Source organism: Mycolicibacterium monacense, assembly GCF_010731575.1.
Taxonomy (GTDB): Bacteria; Actinomycetota; Actinomycetes; order Mycobacteriales; family Mycobacteriaceae; genus Mycobacterium; species Mycobacterium monacense.
The window spans coordinates 3,437,008-3,456,799 of sequence record NZ_AP022617.1; the positions used below are offsets into that span (position 1 = coordinate 3,437,008).

Annotated in this window: 17 protein-coding genes; 10 read left to right on the forward strand and 7 right to left on the reverse strand. The window is 69.9% G+C overall.

Annotated features, from left to right (window positions below; genetic code table 11):
* Positions 1 to 17: 17 nt before the first annotated feature.
* From G6N49_RS16510 to G6N49_RS16530, 5 genes are read left to right on the forward strand one after another with little or no spacing between them, the layout of a single operon-like run.
* Complete coding sequence (locus G6N49_RS16510; RefSeq protein ID WP_234786945.1) at positions 18 to 764, forward strand: hypothetical protein; 747 nt, start codon at positions 18 to 20, stop codon at positions 762 to 764.
* The gene (locus G6N49_RS16515) at positions 761 to 1,714 is read left to right on the forward strand and encodes a polysaccharide deacetylase family protein (protein ID WP_083044677.1); all 954 of its coding nucleotides are present in this window, start codon (positions 761 to 763) and stop codon (positions 1,712 to 1,714) included. The genes G6N49_RS16510 and G6N49_RS16515 overlap by 4 nt, the downstream gene beginning before the upstream one ends.
* Positions 1,698 to 2,828 (forward strand): right-handed parallel beta-helix repeat-containing protein, encoded by a 1,131-nt coding sequence (locus G6N49_RS16520; RefSeq protein ID WP_064917534.1) that lies wholly within the window; start codon positions 1,698 to 1,700, stop codon positions 2,826 to 2,828. Before G6N49_RS16515 ends, G6N49_RS16520 begins: the two co-directional genes overlap by 17 nt.
* A 22-nt stretch (positions 2,829 to 2,850) precedes the next feature.
* Positions 2,851 to 3,912 carry a glycosyltransferase gene (locus G6N49_RS16525; protein ID WP_064872823.1) on the forward strand — a complete coding sequence of 354 codons (1,062 nt, stop codon included), beginning with the start codon at positions 2,851 to 2,853 and terminating at the stop codon, positions 3,910 to 3,912.
* Positions 3,912 to 4,973 (forward strand): glycosyltransferase family 4 protein, encoded by a 1,062-nt coding sequence (locus G6N49_RS16530; RefSeq protein ID WP_235679527.1) that lies wholly within the window; start codon positions 3,912 to 3,914, stop codon positions 4,971 to 4,973. Before G6N49_RS16525 ends, G6N49_RS16530 begins: the two co-directional genes overlap by 1 nt.
* Here the strand turns inward: G6N49_RS16530 and G6N49_RS16535 are convergent.
* From G6N49_RS16535 to G6N49_RS16550, 4 genes are all read right to left on the reverse strand, one after another.
* On the reverse strand, positions 4,962 to 6,299 hold the full coding sequence (locus G6N49_RS16535; RefSeq protein WP_235679617.1) for an O-antigen polymerase: 1,338 nt from the start codon (positions 6,297 to 6,299) through the stop codon (positions 4,962 to 4,964). The two genes, G6N49_RS16530 and G6N49_RS16535, sit on opposite strands and share 12 nt — an antisense overlap.
* A gap of 11 nt (positions 6,300 to 6,310) precedes the next feature.
* Positions 6,311 to 7,690 carry a hypothetical protein gene (locus tag G6N49_RS16540; protein WP_083044679.1) on the reverse strand — a complete coding sequence of 460 codons (1,380 nt, stop codon included), beginning with the start codon at positions 7,688 to 7,690 and terminating at the stop codon, positions 6,311 to 6,313.
* Between the two features lie 205 nt (positions 7,691 to 7,895).
* Positions 7,896 to 9,227, reverse strand: a complete 1,332-nt coding sequence (locus G6N49_RS16545; protein ID WP_083044680.1) for a lipopolysaccharide biosynthesis protein — start codon at positions 9,225 to 9,227, stop codon at positions 7,896 to 7,898.
* The gene (locus G6N49_RS16550) at positions 9,224 to 10,153 is read right to left on the reverse strand and encodes a glycosyltransferase family 2 protein (protein ID WP_225891904.1); all 930 of its coding nucleotides are present in this window, start codon (positions 10,151 to 10,153) and stop codon (positions 9,224 to 9,226) included. The genes G6N49_RS16545 and G6N49_RS16550 overlap by 4 nt, the downstream gene beginning before the upstream one ends.
* Positions 10,154 to 10,478: 325 nt before the next feature.
* On the opposite strand from G6N49_RS16550, the gene G6N49_RS16555 reads away from it, so the two are divergent.
* The 5 genes from G6N49_RS16555 to G6N49_RS16575 all read left to right on the forward strand — a co-directional run bounded on the left by G6N49_RS16555 (position 10,479) and on the right by G6N49_RS16575 (position 16,813).
* Positions 10,479 to 11,789: a glycosyltransferase family 87 protein gene (locus G6N49_RS16555; RefSeq protein ID WP_083044681.1), complete on the forward strand. Its 1,311-nt coding sequence runs from the start codon at positions 10,479 to 10,481 to the stop codon at positions 11,787 to 11,789.
* Between the two features lie 10 nt (positions 11,790 to 11,799).
* Positions 11,800 to 12,612, forward strand: coding sequence for a biotin--[acetyl-CoA-carboxylase] ligase (locus G6N49_RS16560; RefSeq protein ID WP_083044682.1), 813 nt, complete (start codon positions 11,800 to 11,802; stop codon positions 12,610 to 12,612).
* Positions 12,613 to 13,260: 648 nt separating this feature from the next.
* On the forward strand, positions 13,261 to 14,058 hold the full coding sequence (locus G6N49_RS16565) for a glycosyltransferase (protein ID WP_083044683.1): 798 nt from the start codon (positions 13,261 to 13,263) through the stop codon (positions 14,056 to 14,058).
* Entirely contained in the window at positions 14,059 to 15,396 is a 1,338-nt protein-coding gene (locus G6N49_RS16570) for an NAD(P)/FAD-dependent oxidoreductase (protein ID WP_083044684.1), read from the forward strand.
* Positions 15,389 to 16,813, forward strand: coding sequence for a sugar transferase (locus G6N49_RS16575; RefSeq protein WP_083044685.1), 1,425 nt, complete (start codon positions 15,389 to 15,391; stop codon positions 16,811 to 16,813). The genes G6N49_RS16570 and G6N49_RS16575 overlap by 8 nt, the downstream gene beginning before the upstream one ends.
* Positions 16,814 to 16,823: 10 nt before the next feature.
* Here the strand turns inward: G6N49_RS16575 and G6N49_RS16580 are convergent, their stop codons facing one another.
* From G6N49_RS16580 to G6N49_RS16590, 3 genes are read right to left on the reverse strand one after another with little or no spacing between them, the layout of a single operon-like run.
* Complete coding sequence (locus G6N49_RS16580; protein ID WP_083044686.1) at positions 16,824 to 17,990, reverse strand: acyl-CoA dehydrogenase; 1,167 nt, start codon at positions 17,988 to 17,990, stop codon at positions 16,824 to 16,826.
* 39 nt (positions 17,991 to 18,029) lie between these two features.
* Positions 18,030 to 18,542, reverse strand: a complete 513-nt coding sequence (gene purE / locus G6N49_RS16585; protein ID WP_407665042.1) for a 5-(carboxyamino)imidazole ribonucleotide mutase — start codon at positions 18,540 to 18,542, stop codon at positions 18,030 to 18,032.
* Positions 18,539 to 19,774 carry a 5-(carboxyamino)imidazole ribonucleotide synthase gene (locus tag G6N49_RS16590; protein WP_110807611.1) on the reverse strand — a complete coding sequence of 412 codons (1,236 nt, stop codon included), beginning with the start codon at positions 19,772 to 19,774 and terminating at the stop codon, positions 18,539 to 18,541. The genes purE and G6N49_RS16590 overlap by 4 nt, the downstream gene beginning before the upstream one ends.
* Positions 19,775 to 19,792 lie beyond the last annotated feature (18 nt).

Genomic DNA, 19,792 nt, shown 5'->3' on the forward strand with positions numbered 1-19,792 from the left:
CCATTGAGTTGAGCATCGTGAAGCGCCTCGCGGCCGACCGGAGTTACGCCGCCGGGCTGGCCGCCCAGGTCGCCGGCTTCCTGCTGGCCTTCTTCGCCCGCGAAACGCTGCCGGTGTACCTGGTCCAGGCCGCCGCCTGCGCCGCGGTCGGCGTCGCGGCGGTGCTGGGCGCAGTCGTGCTGGGGTGGCGGGTGACCCGCCCGGAGATGGCCGTGCTCGCCGTGCTGACGGTCGCACTGGTGCTGCTCGCGGGCGCCGCCGAACCGTCCCGGGTCGCCTCGGTGCCACCGGCCACGGGCTGGGTGCTCGCCGCGGTGCTGGCCGCCTGCGCCGCTCTCGCGCCGACGGCCTGGCGAGCCCGGGGCGCGGTGCCCCTGGCCGGTCTCGCCGGGGCGGCGTTCGCCGTCCTCGCCGTGGCGAGTCGCCCGCTGCCGTCCCTTGATTGGACGGCGCTGCCGCTGCACCCACTGGCGTGGCTGGCGCTGGTATCCGCCGCCGCAGGCCAGGTCCTGCTGGCCGCGGCACTGCAGCGTGGGTCGACGACATCGGCAGGCGCGGCGATGGACGCCGTGACCATGGTGGTCGCCGCGGTGGCCGGGCTCGCACTGGTCGGCGATCAGATCACCGACGGCCGGACGGGGTGGTTGATCGCCGGGTTGATCCTCATCGTCGCCGGTGTGCTGGCCATGGGCCGGGTCGGCACCGTCGTCACCGAGGACGACCGGCACACCGACGCCCGAGTCCCCGAGTGGAGACCCGTATGACGAACGTCCTCCCCGTGGCCAGCGTGTCGTTCGACCTCGACAACGTCTGGTCGTTCCTCAAGACCCACGGCGATCCCTCCTGGGAGTCCCGGCCCAGCTACCTGAAGACCGCGACACCGCGGATCGTCGAGTTCCTCGGCGAGATGAACCTTCGGTCAACCGTTTTCGTCATCGGTGCGGATGCCGCCCGCGACGACGGCGCCGAGTCGGTGCGCGCGTTCGCCGCCGCCGGACACGAGATCGGCAATCACTCCTACGAACACGAACCGTGGCTGCATCGCTACCGTGCCGACGAACTCGCCGCCGAGATCGATCGCACCCACTCGGCGATCGTCACGGCCGGCGCACCGGCACCCACCGGGTTCCGCGGTCCCGGTTACAGCACCAGCCCCACGCTGGAACGTCTGCTCGTCGAACGCGGATACACCTACGACGCCAGCACCTTTCCCACCTGGATCGGCCCGCTCGCACGCGCACATCACCTGCGCACCGCGCAGCTGAGCGCAGAACAGCGGGAAGAACGCGCAGACCTCTTCGGCGGGGTGGACCGGGCGTTGCTGCCCTTGCGGCCCCACCGGACCCCGAGCGGGATCGCCGAACTGCCCGTCACCACCATGCCGCTGCTGCGGCTCCCGATCCACGGGTCCTATCTGATGCAGCTGTACTCGCTGTCCCCCAGGGTGGCTCGGCTGTACTTCGCCACCGCCGTCCGGCTCTGCCGGGTGCGCCACGTCGGCATGACGATGCTGTTGCACCCCACCGACCTGCTCGACCGCCGCGACGCGCCGGCACTCGACTTCTTTCCCGGCATGGCCGTACCGGCCCGCGAGAAGTACGCGTTCATGCAGTGGGTGATGGCGACGATGCAGCGCCACTTCACCGTGCTCGGAACGCGGGACCACGTCATCAATGCGCTCGAGGCGGGAAGTATCCATGCGCCGGCGGCGTGACCCCCGGCGGCGCAGGCGGATGCCCACCGCACCGGTGACGGCGATTGTGGTGGCCGGCGTGGTGGCGGCAGCCCTGGCGGTGGTGGGCGTTCAGGCGGCCCACAGCGCCGGGCCCGACGAAACCGCCTCGCTGCAGGCGCAATTCGACCGGCTCCAGCCCGGGGAAACCATCCGGCTCGACCGGCGGGAGTACTTCCACGGGGGCGTTCTCCGCGTCACGGTGCCCGGGGTCCGGATCGAGGGCAACGGGGCGACGCTGGCCGCGACGAACGCGGCGGCCTCGGCGGTGCAGATCGACGCGCCCGGCGTGAGCGTGTCCGACGTGACGCTGAGCGCACCCACCGACGGTCCCCGTCTCGGCGGTCTCGACCACCACAAGCTCGTGCTCGCCGGTGACGACGTCTCACTCACCGACGTGACGGTCGACGGGTCGGCCGCCGCCGGGGTGTTCGTCGACGGCGCCGACGGCTTCCGGCTCACCCGCGTCACCGTCCGCGACACCCTCGCCGACGGGATCCACATGACCGGCGGCGCCACCAACGGTCGGCTCGACAATCCGAGGACCCAACGCACCGGCGACGACGGCGTCGCCGTGGTCTCCTACGGCACCGACAGACCCTGTGCCGGGATCACCATCACCACACCCGTCGTCGAGGGAACCCGGTGGGGCCGCGGCATCTCGGTCGTCGGCGGCCGTGACGTGTGGATCCGTGACATCGCGGTGTCCCGGACCAACGGCGCCGGGCTGTACATCGCGTCCGAAGGCGCACCGTATTTCACCGACTCCGTCAGCGGAGTGCGTGTCACCGGGGGCACGATCACCGCGGCGAACACCGATCCCGCGGTGGTGCACGGCGCGGTGCTGGTCTATTCGGGCAACACGGGCCAATCGGTCAGCGACGTCGCGATCTCTGACCTGACCATCGCCGCGACACCGCCGACCGCACAGCGCACCATCGGCGTGGTGGCCCAGCGCGGCACCGTCGACGCCATCACATTCGCCGGTATCCAGTTGCGCGACAACGCTGTCCGCCCCCTGCTGGTCGATGCGGCCGCGGGAACCGTTCAGACCTCCGACTTCACCGTCGATGGCAAACCGGTCGATGTCCGTTGACCAGCCCACTCAGAGGAGCACCGTGACAGGAGCGTTCACCGTCGTACACGTGACCGAGTCGTTCGCCAGCGGCACCGCCGCGGCGATCCGCGACTACGTGCGCAACTACCCCTCGGCCGAACACCACCTGGTGTACGCGCGCCGGGCCGAGGCATCGGTCAGCCCAACGGAATTCGTCGGATTCACCGGTGTGACCGAACTGCCCGACGGCCACCTCGCCCGGTTGCGGTTCCTCCGCCGCTACGCCGAGGACCTGACCGGACCGGTCGTGATCCACGCCCACTCCAGCAAGGGCGGGGTGTACGCGCGGGTCGCGCTGCGTCGTTCCGCCCGCCGTCCGATCGTCTACTCACCGCACTGCTACGCCTTCGAACGCCGAGATGTCGGCATGCCGGTTCGCGCGGCGTTCCGGGCCGCCGAGTGGGCGCTTTCGCTGAACACCAGCGGCTACGGCGTCTGCTCCCCGCGCGAGGCGGCCCTGTCCCGGTGGCCGATGACCAAGCCGCGGGTGGTGACGGTCCCCAATGTGGCCGGACCGTGCGCGGTCCCGTCGGGCGGCGAATCCGCATCGGTGACACCCCTGTGCGTGGTCGGCAACGGCAGGCTCGGACCACAGAAGGACCCCGAGTTCTTCGCCGACGCGGTCACGCACGCGCGGGCGACCCACCCGGAGCTGCGAGCGGTGTGGATCGGCGACGGCGACCCGAAATACACGCAGTACCTTGCCGATCGCGGGGTCGAGGTGACCGGGTGGCTGCCACGGACGCAGGCACTGGCCGAACTCGCCCGCGGCGACGTCTACCTGCACACCGCGGCGTGGGAGGGACTGCCGATATCGATCCTCGAGGCCGACGCGGCCGGCCTGCCGGTCGTCGCCCGCGCCATGCCCTACCTCGACGGGTTGCCGATGCCGTTGACCGTCGCGGCGCCCACCGACTTCGCCGAGGTGTTGTCGCGGCTCCACACGGCCGGTGCGCGGGCCGCCGTCCGCGACGCCACCAGGGTCGCGTTCGCCGACAACTGCGACGGCAGCCAGCAGGTGGCGCTCAAGGAGCTCTACGGTCCGTATGCCGGGGCCCGGTGATGGATCCGGTACACGTCAACGGCAAATGGCTGGCCCAACCGCTGACCGGCACCCAGCGGTACGCCACCGAGATGGTGCGCCGACTGGTCGCCGCCGAGGCGGTGGACCTGGTGCTCCATGTGCCCAGGGGCGTCGATGCCCCGCCGTGGGCGTCGGCACCGCGCGTGCTGACCCGCCACGCCCCGGTGGGCGGCGTCGTGTTCGAACAGCTGTACCTCCCGGTCGTGACAGCCGGGCGGTTGCTGCTCAACTTCGCCGGTCCCGCACCGCTTCTCAAACGCCGCCAGCTGGTGACGATGCACGATGCGACGGCGTTCCGCCATCCCCACACGTTCCGCCGCCTCTTCGTGGCGTTCTACTTCGTGATGTACATGCTGCTGGCCCGCACGGCGCGGCAGGTTGTCACCGTCTCCGAGTTCAGCGCCGGTGAACTGGCCACCGTGTTGCGCGTCGACCGGCGGCGATTCCGGGTGATCCCCTGCGCCGCAGACGGTTTGGCCCGGATCACCCCGGTGCGCCGCGATCTCGACGTCGACGGTGGACAGTACCTGGTCGTCGGGACCCTGGCCAGGCACAAGAACCTCACCGGCGCCGTGGCGGCACTGACCGCATCGGGACGTGACGTCGTGGTCGTGGGGGCCGCCGGGCGTGAGCAGGTCTTCTCCGCAGCCTCCGGACTCGAGTCGGCGGCCACGGTGGCCGGTCGGCTCACCGACGCCGAACTGGCGTGGCTCTACCGGAACTCGCGCGCCCTGGTGTTCCCCTCGAAGTACGAGGGCTTCGGGTTACCCGTCCTGGAGGCGCAGATCCTGGGCTGTCCGGTCATCTGTTCGTCGGCGGCCGCCCTGCCGGAGACCGGTGGCAGCGGCGCCCTCTACTTCGATCCCGACGACACCGATGACCTGCTGCGGAGAGTCGAAGAGTTCGAGGCCGGCGACGATTTGGCCGGCCTGCTGCGAGACCGTGGCCGAGCGAACGCCCAGCGGTTCTCCTGGCAGATGTCGGCCGACCAACTCCTCGGCTGGCTCGGCGCCGGATCGGTAGTGGCGCTACAGCGTTGAGGCGGCGGCGGCCTCGACGCGGACCGGCGGGAGTCTGCGCGAGTCGGCCAGTCGGGCCCGCCGGGTGCACCGGTTGAGCCAGACGGCCACGCCGATCAGCACCACGATTGCCGGGAACGCCCGGCCCTGCGTCCAGTGCATGTACCGCGGCAGTTCCAGCAGGCCGACGAACAGCACCGGGTAGAGGAGCAGTCCGGCGGAATGTCCCTCGCGGAAGGCGCGGTACAGCAGTCCGGCCACCACTCCCACGATCAGGAAGTAGATCAGTCCACCGGTGTAGCCGTAGTCGAGCAGTGGGACGGCGTAACCCGAGGAGTTGTTGAACTCGAGGTTGCCGAAGTGTTCGAGCACGAATCCGTAGTCGGCGTCCTGGACCGGCCCGTTGCGTCCGGGGAACCTGCCCGCGAGTTGATCGTAGAGCCCGAGACCGCGCACTCCCGGTGCGTCCCAGAGGAATTGGAGGGTGGTCAGCGGTCGACGCGTGGGCACGTTCAGATGGGTGTACTCCAGGTAGCCGTTGTTGAGCGCAGTCGCGTAGTACCCGGCCACCCGTTCGGTGGAGAACTGCCAGAAGCTCTCGCCGGTGGTACGGAAGAACTCCCAGCTGCGGAAGTACTCGAACACCGAGAAGAACAGCACCACCGCCGGGATGGCGAGCACCGGCAGAAACTGCAGCAATCGGGCCCAGCGCGGGGACTGGGCGGCGCGGAAGCAGACCAGCACCGCGATCGGCACCACCAGTTCGAGGATCGCCAGACGTTCGGTGAAGATGTAGGCGCGCGGAAGCGCCGCGCCCACCACGAGTAGCAGCTTCACCAGTTCGACCCGGTCGAAACGTTGCGTCAGGACGAGGGTGGAGACGATCACCGACGCGATCCCGAACTGCGTCATCGTGGTGACACCCGGGATCGTCCCGACCGCGTCCTTGACGGGCGTCGCGCCGTCGTACCCCGCCGCACCCGCCAGATCGGCCCAGCCGATTCCGGCGCGCACCGTCAGGAATCCGAAGCCGGCGTAGCCCACCAGGGTCAGAGTCACCAGGACGGTGCTGATCCGCCGCAGGCCGGATACCGCCGCCTCGGGCAGGTCGGGCCACGGACCGGCGGTGACCCTCGTGGGTCGCAGCGCACCCACCACGAGCGCACCGAGCGCCATCGCCAGAGCACCGCAGAACATCACCACCAACATCGAATCGGTGATCGATTTCGGTGTGTTCCACAGCGCGCGGAAGCGCTCGTCGCCGACGGTCGCGGTCAACCCGATCGCGATGGCGGCGACCGTGACCGTGACGGCGGTCGGCGACAACCACCACAGCCGGGGCGTCACCCGCCGGTCGGTCAATGCGCGACCACTGTCTCGGCCGCGGTCGCGGTCCGCGCGGAAGCCGTCGCGGGTTCTTCGGTCTCCGGGTCGGCGACGGGCGCCGCGGGCGCGGTCGGCGAGCCGGATCGCATTGCCGTCCACCATGGTTGGAAGGTGAGCACCGCCTTGACGGCCGTCCCCGTGACGTGCGCCGTGGACGCGAGGGCCGCCACGGTGTCCACGGTGTCGACGTTGAGCCGGGCGACGAGGATGACCTCGGTGGCCGCGGCGATCACGTCGCCGGTGAACGCCGACTCGCCCGTGGTTCCGGCCTCGACGATCACAGTGCGGTCCGCGTGGCCCGGTGCGGTCACCGGTCCGTCGCTGAGGGTGACCAGGGTGGCGTCTCCGCTCTCGGCGGCCGCGCCGTGCAGGAGGGCCGCGACGTCGGTGCTGCCCGACTTGGCCGAGGCACCGATCACCACGATGAGCCGCCCGCCCTGCCCGCCGGAAGGCCGTTCGCACTGGGCGAAGAGCGTGCGCCCCAGGCGAGCTCGGGTAACACGCGACCGTTCATCCGTCCGGCGGATCTGCGGGAGGCTCACCTCGGGGGTCAGCACGGCGTCGACCGAACCGGCACCCACGAATTCGGCCACGTCGAATGCGGACCGGAGCCGGCCGCTACGGGCCCGGGAACCGATCAGCGCCGCGAGGGCCACCACACCGCCGAGCAGACCTCCGAAGACCGCGCCGAACGGCCAGTGCCCGCCGGTGTGCTGGTCGGCGCTCGGCGCGGCCAGTACGTCGAGCCCGCCGGGCCGGGTGGCCTGTAGTTCGATGTTCGCGCGCAGCGCAGCGATCTGGTTGCGGCGCGCGGGATCCCGGGGCGCCTCGGCGGTCCAGCGTTTGAACGCCTCGAGCACACCCCTCAGTTGCCGATCGGTACGGGCGCGCAGTCCGGCGGCGTACAGGTCGACCGCCGCCTGGACGGTTCTGGTCGCCTCGGCCGGTGTCGCGCCGGATGCCTGCAGCGTCAGCACCGGTGACATGGCGTTCTGCGTGACGGTGAAGTCGACCAGCTCCGGCCTGCGCAGGCGCGCGGTGAGCGTCTGGGCGAAGCCCTTGCCGGACAGGTATGCCACCTCACCGGCCACGTAATCGGCTGCGGTGGCCGTTGATTGGTCGGTCGGTGCGCCGGTGGCCATCGCCATCAGGTCCACCGGCGGGCCCAGCCGGATCTGGGCGGTGGCGGTCGGCTCCTCGTCCTGCGGGTGGTACATCGTGCTGCCCAGGACGGCACCGACCGCGATGCCGACGAGCGCCACCACCGTCATGGTCACCAGCCAGGCATTCGCCGAACGTCTGGTCGCCGCCGCCAGCGCCGCGGTGTTCGCGGCCGGGTGTGTGTCGCGCAAGGGTCGTGCTCCCTCCGGGTCGCAGGCCGTGAAGACCGAACGTGACCGTCCGTGACCGTCGCCGCCGCCATTGCATGGTGGCGTTGCCAAATCTACTTCGGCATACTAACTCACCCAGAGCCGATCTGTGCATTCGGCCGCGATTGTCGGGTATTGATCCATGTCAGGACCGTGATATCCGTCGATCCGGCGTCGGCTGGCGTGTTCACCGCGAATTAGCGAGAATTTGCCATGCTCGGCCGATGCGGATGCGGGCTCGCGGAGCCATTCCGACGGTGACCCGAGCGCAGCGCCACTGGGCGAGTGCGGTCGCGGTGAGCGACAGCGCCGAGACCACGGCCAACGCGAGCGGTCCGCCGATGACCGCGGCGGCGATGGCCGCGGGTACCGACACCGCCAGCACCGCCAGCGCGGTACGCGAGGCCTCGGTCAGGTGGCCGCTGACGATCAGCACGGTGATGTTCACCCCGAAGGCCGTCTTCGCCAACCCTCCGGCCGCCATGATCACCAGGAGCAGGCCGGCCCCCCGCATGGATTCGCCGTACGCGAACCCCAGCAGGGCGGGCCCGGCGATCACGAGGACCAGCACCACCGCGGCGGTGACGGCGGTGCCGAGCGTCGCCACCGCCGACAGGATCCCGACGACCTCGTCGCGCCTGCCCGCCGCCCACATCCGCGCTGCCGGTGGTGTGACAGCCAGTGCGGCAAGGCTTTCCAGAATCGTGACCTGCAGGGCCAGGGTGGCGGCCGCCGAGTACTGAGCCGCCGCCGCGGGGTCGAAGACGATGGCGGACAACCACACCGTTCCCGAGAGTCCGAGGAACACGGCGAGGTCGAGGGTGAAGAGCTTCGACCCGGATGCGATGGCACCCCGCAACGAGGCGGCCCCGGCGCCGCGGTGCCGCCCGACGTCGTGCCGCGCCCCGATCAGGGCGATGCCCAGCTGCACACAGGCGACCGCCGTATAGGCCGCCATCACCTCGAGCAGCGTCGGCGCCGCCACCGCCAGCGCAGCGATGCCGACCAGCGGCAGGACCACCATGCTCCGGACGTGGTGAGTGGTCGCGACGGAGGCGCGCACCCGGCCGGTCGCCGCGAAGACGTCGCTGAGGGTCAGGCGGACGGATTCGGCGGTGATCGCCAGCGCGGTGAGCCCGAGCACCGGCAGGTAGTGCGACTGGCCACGCAGCGACCAGGTGGCGATGACCGCGACCGCGGGCGCGCTCGCCATGGACAGCAACGCGGTCGCCACGAGGTGGGACGACGCGATGGCCCGCCGACGGTCCTGCCGACCTTCGGCGGCGAGCAGGCGGATCACGTTGGGGCCCAGACCGAGTCGCCCCATCAGCGGACCGATCGAGAGGGCGGCCAGGATGGCGAAGAAGACCGCCGCGTCCCGCGCGTCCAGCGTGCGGTAGACGATGACCGTCAACAGCAGCGTCGACAGCAGGCCACCGGCCGCCGCGACCGTGCGCCACCCAAAGCTGCGCCTCAGCTCGGCATGCGCACGGTGATCGTGGGAGGTCGCCGCGGTCATGACTCGGTGCCCAGCCAGCCCCTCAGCTGACCGGACAGATAGGCCAGATCCGCGCGGGCGAGCACCGGTTCCCGCCGTACCGTGTGCAGCCCCGCACCGACCAGTTTGCGCGCCGAGTAGTAGGCCAACCGGTGGGGCGCGAGCCGGTGCCTGCGCCACAGATGGCCGTTGCCGACCCCGTACTTGTGCATCTTCTCGATGAACGCCTCGGTGGGCTCGTCGCGGTGATCGTCCTGGTAGATCTTCAGCTCCGGCCGGTAGCCCAGGGTGTGCCCGGCGGCGATGATGCGCAGCAGCAGGTCGGATTCCTCCCCCGCACCGCGCCGGCCCGGTGAGCCGGTGCCGATCCACTCGTCGAACGGTGCGGCCGACGGCAGGGCGGTGCGGCGCAGGAACACCGTCGAACAGATCGAGGTGTGCATGAAGTTGCGCCTGGTGATCACGTCGGGACGGTCGCGCCACCGCAGCATCGACGGCCGGCCGTCGGCGGTGATCTGGATTCCCCCGACACCGCTGAGCTCCGGATGTTCTGCGAGGGTCTCGACCACCGCGCGCAGCGTCTGCGGCGGATACCAGCAGTTGTCGTCGGGGTAGCCCAGGATCGGCGCGGTCGCCAGCGGCGTACCGGCGTTGCGTCCGGCCGAGGCGCCCCGCCCGCTGGTCGTTACGTGTACCGGACCCGGCAGGTTCATCGCACGGATGACCTCGGTGCACGACTGGTCGACGCTCTGGTCGACGAGGACGAACTCGACGCGTTCTGCCATCTCGCTCGCGGCGACCGACGCCGCGAGCCACCGCAGCGCCTCTGGCCGCCCGACCGTGGTGCACACCAGGGACAGCACCGGATCGGCGTCGGAGCTGGCAAAGTCGCCCGTGTTGCCTTGCGCGTCGGCGGTCATCGTCGGCCGGCCCGCTTCCGTCGGCATGTTCCGTTCACGGGAAGTGACTTCCTTTCCGGCCCACCGGGCGTCCACGATCGGCTGCGAGCCACGTCGATGCGGCAGCTTACTGCATGTTTCGCCGAGGGGATACTTGCGTCGCGCCCGCCGCTGCGCCGCCCCCTCCACGTCGCGGGGTGGGGACGGCGACCGGCGTGCGCGCATCGTGGAAACTCCTGTCCGACCGCTGACATCATTGCCAAACATGTCTTCCGCGAACCACTTCGATGTGGCTCTCCGGCCCTCGACGCGTATTGTCGGGCCCGTCACCGGCCCGCGCAGACGGTGAGGAGGCCGTACGGAAGGAGACCACGTGGCCCGACTCGTACCGGAGTCTCGAGCCGTACGACACGCCGCGGTTGCCGCCGCGGTGGGCGCCGCCGTCCTGCTCACGGTGTTCTATGCCGGCAAGGTGTGGCGGGAACGCACCCGGTGGGACGCGGTGGCGCCGTGTCCGGTCCCCGGCTGCCGGGATGCGGCCATGGTGGACTTCCGCGACACGATCTGGCTGCCGACCAAGTGGCTGCTCGCCGGCGGCGACCCGTACGACGGTGCCGCGTACGCCGCTCAGTTCCCCTTCGCCCAGGACTTCCCCACCTACACCCCAGGTCACCTGGCCCTGTGGCTGCCGTTCGGCGCACTCCCGTGGCAGGCGGCGGTCGCGCTGGCGATCATGGTCAACGTCGCCGTCGTCGTGGCCGTCGGCGCATGGGCCGGCGGGCGGTTGGTGCGCGAATGGCGCTCACCTGCGGCTGCCACCCGCGCCGAATGGATCGCAGGCGCGGCCGTCGGGATCGCGGTGTTGTGGTTGGCGCGCACCGTCGCCGATGCGATCGGTTACGGACAGCCCTCGGTGCTCTACGGCCTGCTGGCCGCACCTGCGCTTCTCGCCAAACGGCCTTCGACTGCGACGTTGTGCACGGCGGTCACCTGCCTCAAACCCCATATCGGGGTGTTCGTGGTCATCATCCTGATCGCCCAGAGACGTTGGCGCACAGCCTTTTCCGGCATGCTCCTGGCCTCCGCCGTATCGCTCCCGATCGCGCTGTGGGCTGCCGGCGGCCCGTCCGGGCTGATGCGTTGGCTCGAGACGCTCGGCGGCAACGTCAGCGGCTCCTCCGCGCGCCGCACCGTGGAGTACCTCGGTGAGCGCATCGACGTCGTCGGCAGCGCACTGGATTTCGGCGTACCGCTTGGGTCCTGGGCGACGATGCTCGTGCTGGCGGTCGGCGTGATCGCGGTGATCCTCGCCGTCCGGTCGGCCGAGCGACTCGACCAGCCCCTCATCGGCATCGCGCTCGCCTCGTGCATCGCGCTGCTGGCCTTCTACCACATCAGCTACGACGCCATGTGGCTCCTCGTGCCGACCGCGTTCGCCATCGCCGCGGTGTGCAAGGCCGGCGACCGTCGCGTCGCCGTCGCGACGCTCCCCGGCCTCGCGGCCATCGGTGCGGCGGCGTGGGCGTCGCGATGGCATCCGGTCGACGTCGTCCTCGGGCCCGGCACCACCATCACGGTGATGCGCGCCATGTTGATCCTCGGCACAGTCGCCGTCGCGGTCGGCCTCTGGCGCATCCGGATCCCGGCGGATACGGAATCGAGGGTCACCGCCCGCGGGACCTAGGCTCGACCGGGTGAACACCGAGCATCGCCCGCCACTGGACGTCACCCGCCTGCGGGCCTCCCTCGGCGAGGGCTGGCGGACCTTCGATGTCGTCGACGAAACCGGGTCCACCAACGCCGACCTCCTCGCCCGCGCGGCCGCCGGGGAAGACGTGGCGGGCAGTGTCCTGCTCACGGAATTTCAGAGTGCCGGCCGCGGCAGGCACGGCCGCCAGTGGACGGCGCCCCCGCGCTCACAGGTGGCGATGTCGGTCGCCGTCGACGCCGGCGGTGTGCGGCCCGACGCCTGGGGGTGGTTGCCGCTGTTGACCGGGGTGGCGGTACGCGACGCCGTCGCGGAAGTGTCCGCGGTCGAGGCCGGCCTCAAGTGGCCCAACGACGTACTCGTCGGCGAAGGCAAGCTGGCCGGCATCCTCGCCGAGGTCGCCGCCCCGCAGCATGTGGTGATCGTGGGCATCGGCCTCAATGTGACGTTGAGCGCGGCCGAGGCACCCGATCCGCGCGCGACCTCGTTGACCATGCTCGGCGCCCGGAATCACGACCGCACCGCGCTCGCCGCGGCGCTCCTGCGCAACCTCGGCACCCGGATCGCCCGGTGGCGCCGCGCTGGAGGCGCCGACGAGGGCCTCATCGCCGACTACCGCAGGCACAGCCTGACCCTGGGGCGGGAGGTGACCGCCACCCTGCCCGGCGATCGACGTCTGGATGGGACGGCGACCGACATCGACGACCTCGGCAGGCTGACCATCACCACCGGACGGGATTCGGTCACGGTCGCCGCCGGTGACATCACCCATCTGCGGCCCGGGCCCGCACGCGCGTAATCTGGTGTGACTTTGCTGAAATCGCATCCCGATGTGCGGTAAGCGGACATAACCCCTGTCGACCGGAATACCCAGGCGGATTCCGCAGCCGATCGTCAGGCACATCGACCCCGTCCGCCCCAGCATGACGGCTGAACAGTGCTGACAGCGATCGGACTCTGCGGAGTCAGCGAGTCAAGATCGTGTGGTCTGCGCGAAAAATTGACGGGTACGTACACATCTGGCAATCGGACTCTAGACCCCATGCGGCAATAAATCCCACTTCACAGGCGACTTTTTGCGAAAGGCGCAAATTCTCCCGGCCCCAGATCCTGTGACATAGGTCTCACGCCTGTGCGGTGAAGCTTCGATTGGTGTACTTATTAGCTGTGTTTGCACGAGCGAACACAAAACTACAAGCGTCACACGGTCGGTACCGACGGCCGCGGTTCGACGAGGGTGGGCCCCATCCGCGTCGGCCGGCGACGTCGGCGCCGGCGAGGGACCTCTCGGCTGAGGGTCTGAACGTTGCCATGACCGGCCCGGATCAGCTGAAGGGGTGACCGACACCGAGTCCACGAGGACACCACGACCCATCCGCGCGCCTGCGCCCGGCAGACCATCCGCACCGTCACGTCCACGCGTGGCGCCGAACACCGAAGGATCCCCATGACAGACACGCTCGTTCGCGACCACGTCGGCACCGCGGTCCGCGTCGGACAGGTGCACATCGTGTTGCCGGCCTACAACGAAGAAGGATCCCTGCGCCCACTCCTCGAGCGCATCGACCGCCTGGCCGCGTCTCAACCGCTCACCGTCTGGGTGATCGATGACGGTTCCGCGGACAGGACCGCCGCGGTCGCCGCGAGGGGTCCCGCGGGTCTCGATGTCAACGTGGTGACCCACGAGGTGAATCTCGGCCTCGGACAGGCCATTCAGACCGGCCTGCGGTCGGTCCTCGCGGTTGCCGCCGACGACGACGTGCTCGTGGTGATGGACGCCGACGACACCCACGACCCCACTCTCGTCGCCGCGCTGGTCGGCGAGATCGACAAGGGTGCCGACATCGCCATCTGCTCACGGTTCACCAACGGAGGTGACGACACCACGGCCCCGCCCCTGCGGCGTCTGATGTCGCGGGGGGCGGCGCACATGTTCCGCGTGGTCGCGAAGGTCGACGGTGTCCGCGATTTCACCAGCGGTTATCGCGCATACCGGGTTTCGCTGCTGCGCCGTGCCACCGGCCACTGGGGTGAGCGGCTCGTCGTCGAGCAGGGCTTCGCCTGCATGGTGGAACTCCTCCTCAAGCTGCGGCACTGCAATCCGCGCATCGCCGAGGTGCCGCTGGTCCTGCAGTACGACCGCAAGCAGGGTGCGAGCAAGCTGAAGTTGGCACGCACGCTCAAGCAGTACTTCAAACTGCTTGTCCGTGAGTCCTTCACCCCCGCGCCCTACCGGCAGGTCTAGATGTCCACACCGGTCGAGCCGGGGCCCGTCGTGGTCATCGGCGGCGGGATATCGGGTCTGACGGCGGCCTACCGGCTGGCCCGCGCGTCGATTCCGGTCCGCCTCGTCGAAAGTGCCGGACAGCTCGGCGGATTGGGTATGGGTGGCGAGATCGGCGGCGTCGAGATCGAACGCTTCTACCACTGTGTGATGCCCACCGACGAACATCTCCTTCCCCTGCTCGAGGAGCTCGGGCTCGCCGCGGACATCGGCTGGCAGCAGACGACGATGGGTATGAACATCGACAGCCGCCGATATCCCTTCAACAGCGCCGTGGACCTGCTGCGGTTCACCCCGCTGCGGTTCACCCAGCGGATCCGGTTCGGAGCGGTCTCGCTGCTGTTGCGCCGGCTCGGGCGCGGGAAGGACCTCGACAACACCAGAACCGAGGACTGGCTGCGCGGCGTGTACGGCCCCACCGTGTGGCAGCGCCTGCTCAGACCGTTGTTCGGCGCGAAGTTCGGTGACGCCTTCGGTGAGGTCCCCGCCCGCTACCTCTATCAGCGCCTCGGCCGGGAGAGCAACGTCGCCACCCGCGGCTATCCGCTGGGTACGTACCGCTCGATCGTCGACCGCTTGAGGGAGTCCATCGAATCCGACGGCGGACGTGTCGATTTGGGCGTGGGGGTGCAGAGCGTGAGGGCCGACGGCGACGGCGCGACCGTTCGTCTGGACACCGGCGAGGAGATCGCCGCGCAATCGGTCGTGTCGACCGTGCCGATCCCGCTGCTGCGCTCGCTGTCGGACGAGCCGCTGCGGGCCGAGCTGCCCGAGATCCGACTCGACTACCAGGGCGTGGTGAACGCGGTCTTCCTGCTCGACCGGCCACTCGACGGGCACTACTGGGCGCCGGTGATCAACTGCGGCACCGACTTCGACGGTGTGGTGGAGATGTCGGCGCTCACCGGCACCGAGCGCTACGGCGGACGGACGCTGGTGTACGTGATGCACTACTGCGGACGGGACTCGGCGTTGTTCGCCGAACCGGACACCGAGATCGCGCGCCGCTGGACTGCCCAACTGCGGGCGCTCTACCCCGACCGGCTGGCCGACGCCGGGGCGGTCGAACAGGTGCGCGTGTTCAAAGCGCCCTTCGTGGAGCCGATTCCGACACTGGGTTACCACGCACGCATGCCCATGAGCCGGGTCAGTGACACGAACGTCTTCCTGGCCACCACGGCGCAGATCTACCCCGAGGTCACGAGCTGGAATTCGTCGGTGGGACTCGCCGGCCGCGTGGTGCGCGAGGTGATCGACAACCGCGAGTCGGCCAGGCGCCGGACGGTGGCCAATGCTTGACAGCAGCGCCAGAGTGCAGGCCGCCGAAATACTCAGTGTGCTCGGCGGAACCACGTTCGCGGTCGCGGTCAGCTCCGACGTCGCCGTGCACCGGGAGACCTGGGTACGCGTCATCTTCGGTGTCGGCATGGTGGCGGCGTGGGCGGTGTTGCTGACCGCGCAGAGGTCCAGCGACCCGAAGATCCTGGGCCGCGGATTCGAGGAGTACAAGCGCGTCCTGGTGGCCACCGGCAAGCTCCTCGGCCTCGTCGCCGTGGTCCTCCTGGTCACCGGCAGCCCGCTTCCGCGCCAGACCCTGCTGATCGCGATCGCCACGGGCCTCGGCGGATGCATGCTGGCGCATCTAATGAGCACCGTCGTCCTCCTCCGGCAGCGGATCCACCCGGACGGGCAGCGCACCCGCCTCCTCCTGGTCGGCACCCGCGCCGAGGCGGACCGCGTCGCGGCCGCGGTGGCCGAGGACGCCCGCGCGGGCTACGAGGTCGTCGCGTTCCACGCACTGGGTGCCCGCTCGAACGAATTGGTCAGCGTCACAGGCGGTTCCGAGGTACCCGGCGAGAGCCCCGAGGAACCGGTGGTGGACACCGCCGAGATCACGGAGTTGGCCAGGGTGCATCAAGCGCAGTCGGTGGTCATCACCTCCGCCGACCGGTTGAGCGACGAGTGCCTGCGCGATCTGCGGTGGGCGCTGCATCCGTACGGCATCGACCTGATGGTGGTGCCGGGCGTGGCCGCGGTCGCCCAGCCGAAGCTCAGTCTGGAACGGCTGAACGGACTTTCGCTGCTACGGGTGGACGAACCGGGTTACTCGTCGTTGTCCGCACTGGGCAAGGCACTGTTCGACCGCCTTCTGTCGCTGGTCCTGCTCGTCGTGGCCGCACCTCTGTTCGTGGTGGTCGCCGCCCTGATCAAACTCGAGGACGGTGGTCCGGTGTTCTACCGGCCAGCCCGCGTCGGGCGGCACGGGGAACCCTTCCGGATGTGGAAGTTCCGGTCGATGCAGCCCGAGGCCGACGCACGCCTGGCCGAGGTGCGCGCACTGTCCGGCAAGTCCGGCGACGCGTTCTACAAGTGGGCGCACGACCCACGGGTCACCCGGATCGGCAGGGCGCTGCGCCGCACCAGCCTCGACGAACTGCCCCAGCTCATCAACGTCGTCGTCGGTGAGATGAGCCTGATCGGACCCCGGCCGATGGTCGACGGCGAGGGCGCCGAGTTCCCCGGGTTCGTCGAGCGCCGACTCCTGGTGAAACCGGGGATGACCGGTCTGTGGCAGGTGTCGGGCCGTTCGGACATCAGCGAACAGGACCGCGTCCGGCTCGACCTGTACTACGTGGAGAACTGGTCGATGGATCAGGACCTGCGGATCCTGGCCAGGACCGCGGTGACCGTTGCCCGCGGCCGCGGCGCCTACTGACCGTGACGGCTCAGCGCAGCAGCGCCCGCGACATCACCACGCGCTGAATCTGATTCGTGCCCTCGTAGATCTGGGTGATCTTGGCGTCGCGCATCATCCGCTCGACCGGGAAGTCCACGGTGTAGCCGGCGCCGCCGAACAGCTGCACCGCATCGGTGGTCACCTCCATCGCGACGTCGGAGGCGAAGCACTTGCTCGCCGCGGAGATGAAGCCGAGATTGCCCTCACCGCGTTCGGCGCGGGCGGCGGCCGAGTACACCATCAGCCGGGCGGCCTCCACCTTCATCGCCATGTCGGCGAGCATGAACTGCACACCCTGGAAGTCGCTGATCGACGTGCCGAACTGCTTGCGGTCCTTGGTGTAGGCGATCGCCGCGTCGACCGCGCCCTGGGCGATGCCGACGGCCTGGGCGCCGATGGTCGGGCGGGTGTGGTCGAGTGTCGCGAGTGCGGTCTTGAAGCCGGTGCCCGGCTCGCCGACGATCCGGTCCCCCGGGATGCGGCAGTTCTCGAAGTACAGCTCGGTCGTGGGCGAACCCTTGATGCCGAGCTTGCGCTCCTTGGGGCCGACGGTGAAACCCTCGTCGTCGATGTGCACCATGAACGCCGAGATGCCGTTGGCGCCCTTGTCGGGATCGGTCACCGCCATCACGGTGTACCAGGACGACTTGCCGCCGTTGGTGATCCACGCCTTGGCGCCGTTGAGGATCCAGTCGTCGCCGTCGGCCTTGGCGCGGGTGCGCATCGACGCGGCGTCGCTACCCGCCTCACGTTCGGACAGCGCATAGGAGGCCAACTGGCCCTCGACGAGGTCCGGCAGCACCTTCTGCTTCAACTCCTCGGAGCCGCGCAGGATCAGGCCCATGGTGCCGAGCTTGTTGACCGCGGGGATCAGCGACGCCGACGCGTCGATCCGCGCGACCTCCTCGATGACGATGCACGCCGCCACCGAATCGGCGCCCTGGCCGCCGTACTCCTCGGGTACGTGCACCGCGTTGAAGCCCGAGGCGTTGAGAGCGTCCAACGCCTCCTGCGGGAACCGCATCTGCTCGTCGACGTCCGCCGCGTACGGGGCGATCTCCTTCTCGGCGAGTGCGCGGATCGCCGCGCGCAGCTCCTGGTGTTCCTCGGGCAACTGGAACACGTCGAAGGACGGGTTTCCGGTCCAACCAGCCATCGTGGCCTCCTTGCTACTCACCGGTAACTTTACCTGCGCTCAGTCCGCACCGAGTAGCCGGTTCCGCAGCGCTTCATCCTTCTCGAGCACCATCTGTTCGAGGTCCGCCTGGAACCGGACCATGCGCGCCCGCAGCGCGCGGTCGGCCGAAGCGAGGATCCGCACGGCCAGCAGTCCGGCGTTGCGCGCGCCGCCGATCGACACCGTGGCCACCGGCACCCCGGCGGGCATCTGCACGATCGACAGCAGCGAATCCATCCCGTCCAGCCGGGCCAACGGCACCGGCACGCCGACGACCGGCAACGGTGTCGCCGAAGCCACCATGCCCGGCAGGTGGGCCGCCCCGCCGGCACCGGCGATGATGACCTCGATCCCCCGGTCGGCGGCGGTGCGCGCGTAATCCAGCATGCGGCCGGGGGTGCGGTGCGCGGAGACCACGCCGACCTCGAAGGCCACCTCGAACTCGGCGAGCGCTTCGGCGGCGTCGGCCATCACCGACCAATCGCTGTCGCTGCCCATGATGACCCCGACGCGTGGGGCGGGTGCGTTCACCTCGAGATTCCTTCCCTGACTTCGGCGTGCGGATCCCATCCGTCGGTCCACTCGGCGTGGGACAACCAGTGCGCGGCCCGCTCGGCCCGCTCACGCAACACCGCCGGATCGTCGCCGGTGAGGTTGACGTGGCCGATCTTGCGGCCGGGCCGCTCGCCCTTGCCGTACAGGTGCACCTTGGCGTCCGGCATGCGGGCGAAAAGGTGGTGCACCCGTTCGTCCATCGTCATCGCCGGAGTCTGCGGCGCCCCGAGGACATTGGCCATCACGGTGGCCGGGGCGAGCAGCGAGGTGTCGCCGAGCGGATAGTCCAGCACCGCGCGGACGTGCTGTTCGAACTGGCTGGTGACCGCGCCGTCCATGCTCCAGTGCCCGGAGTTGTGCGGCCGCATCGCCAATTCGTTGACCAACAGCCGGCCGTCGATCGTCTCGAAGAGTTCGACGGCGAGCACCCCGACCACGCCGAGTTCGGCGGCCAGCTTCAACCCCAGCTGCTGGGCGCTCGAGCCCAGGTCGTCGGACAACTCCGGCGCCGGGGCCAGCACCACGACGCAGATGCCGTCGCGCTGCACGGTCTCGACCACCGGCCACGCCGCACCTTGCCCGAACGGTGACCGGGCCACCACGGCCGCGAGCTCGCGGCGCATGTCGACACGCTCCTCGGCCAGGATCGGCACACCGTCGGCGAGATAGCGGGCGGCCACGTCGCGCGCCTCGTCGGCGTCGGCGGTCAGCACCACACCGCGGCCGTCGTATCCCCCGCGGACCGTTTTGAGCACGACCGGGCCACCGACCTCGGACGAGAAGGCCACGACGTCGTCGACGGTGTCGACGGCGGTGTAGCGCGGGATCGGCGCACCCATCGCTTCGAGTCGCCTGCGCATCACCAGCTTGTCCTGCGCGTGCACCAGCGCGGCCGGCGGCGGCGCCACGTTCACCCCCTCGGCAACCAGCGTCTCGAGGGCTTCGGTGGGGACGTGTTCGTGGTCGAAGGTCAGTACGGTCGCGCCGGCGGCCGCGCGGCGGAGCGCGTCGAGGTCGGTATGCGATCCGATCACCACGTCGGGGGTCACCTGGGCGGCCGGCTCCTGCGGGCCGGTGGCGAGCACCCGCAGGGTCTGGCCGAGCGCGATCGCCGCCTGATGGGTCATCCGGGCGAGTTGACCCCCGCCGATCATCGCCACCACTGGTGGCGAAGAGGCCGAAGAGGTGGAAGGAGTATGTCTCGGCACGCCGCCTATCGTGTCATG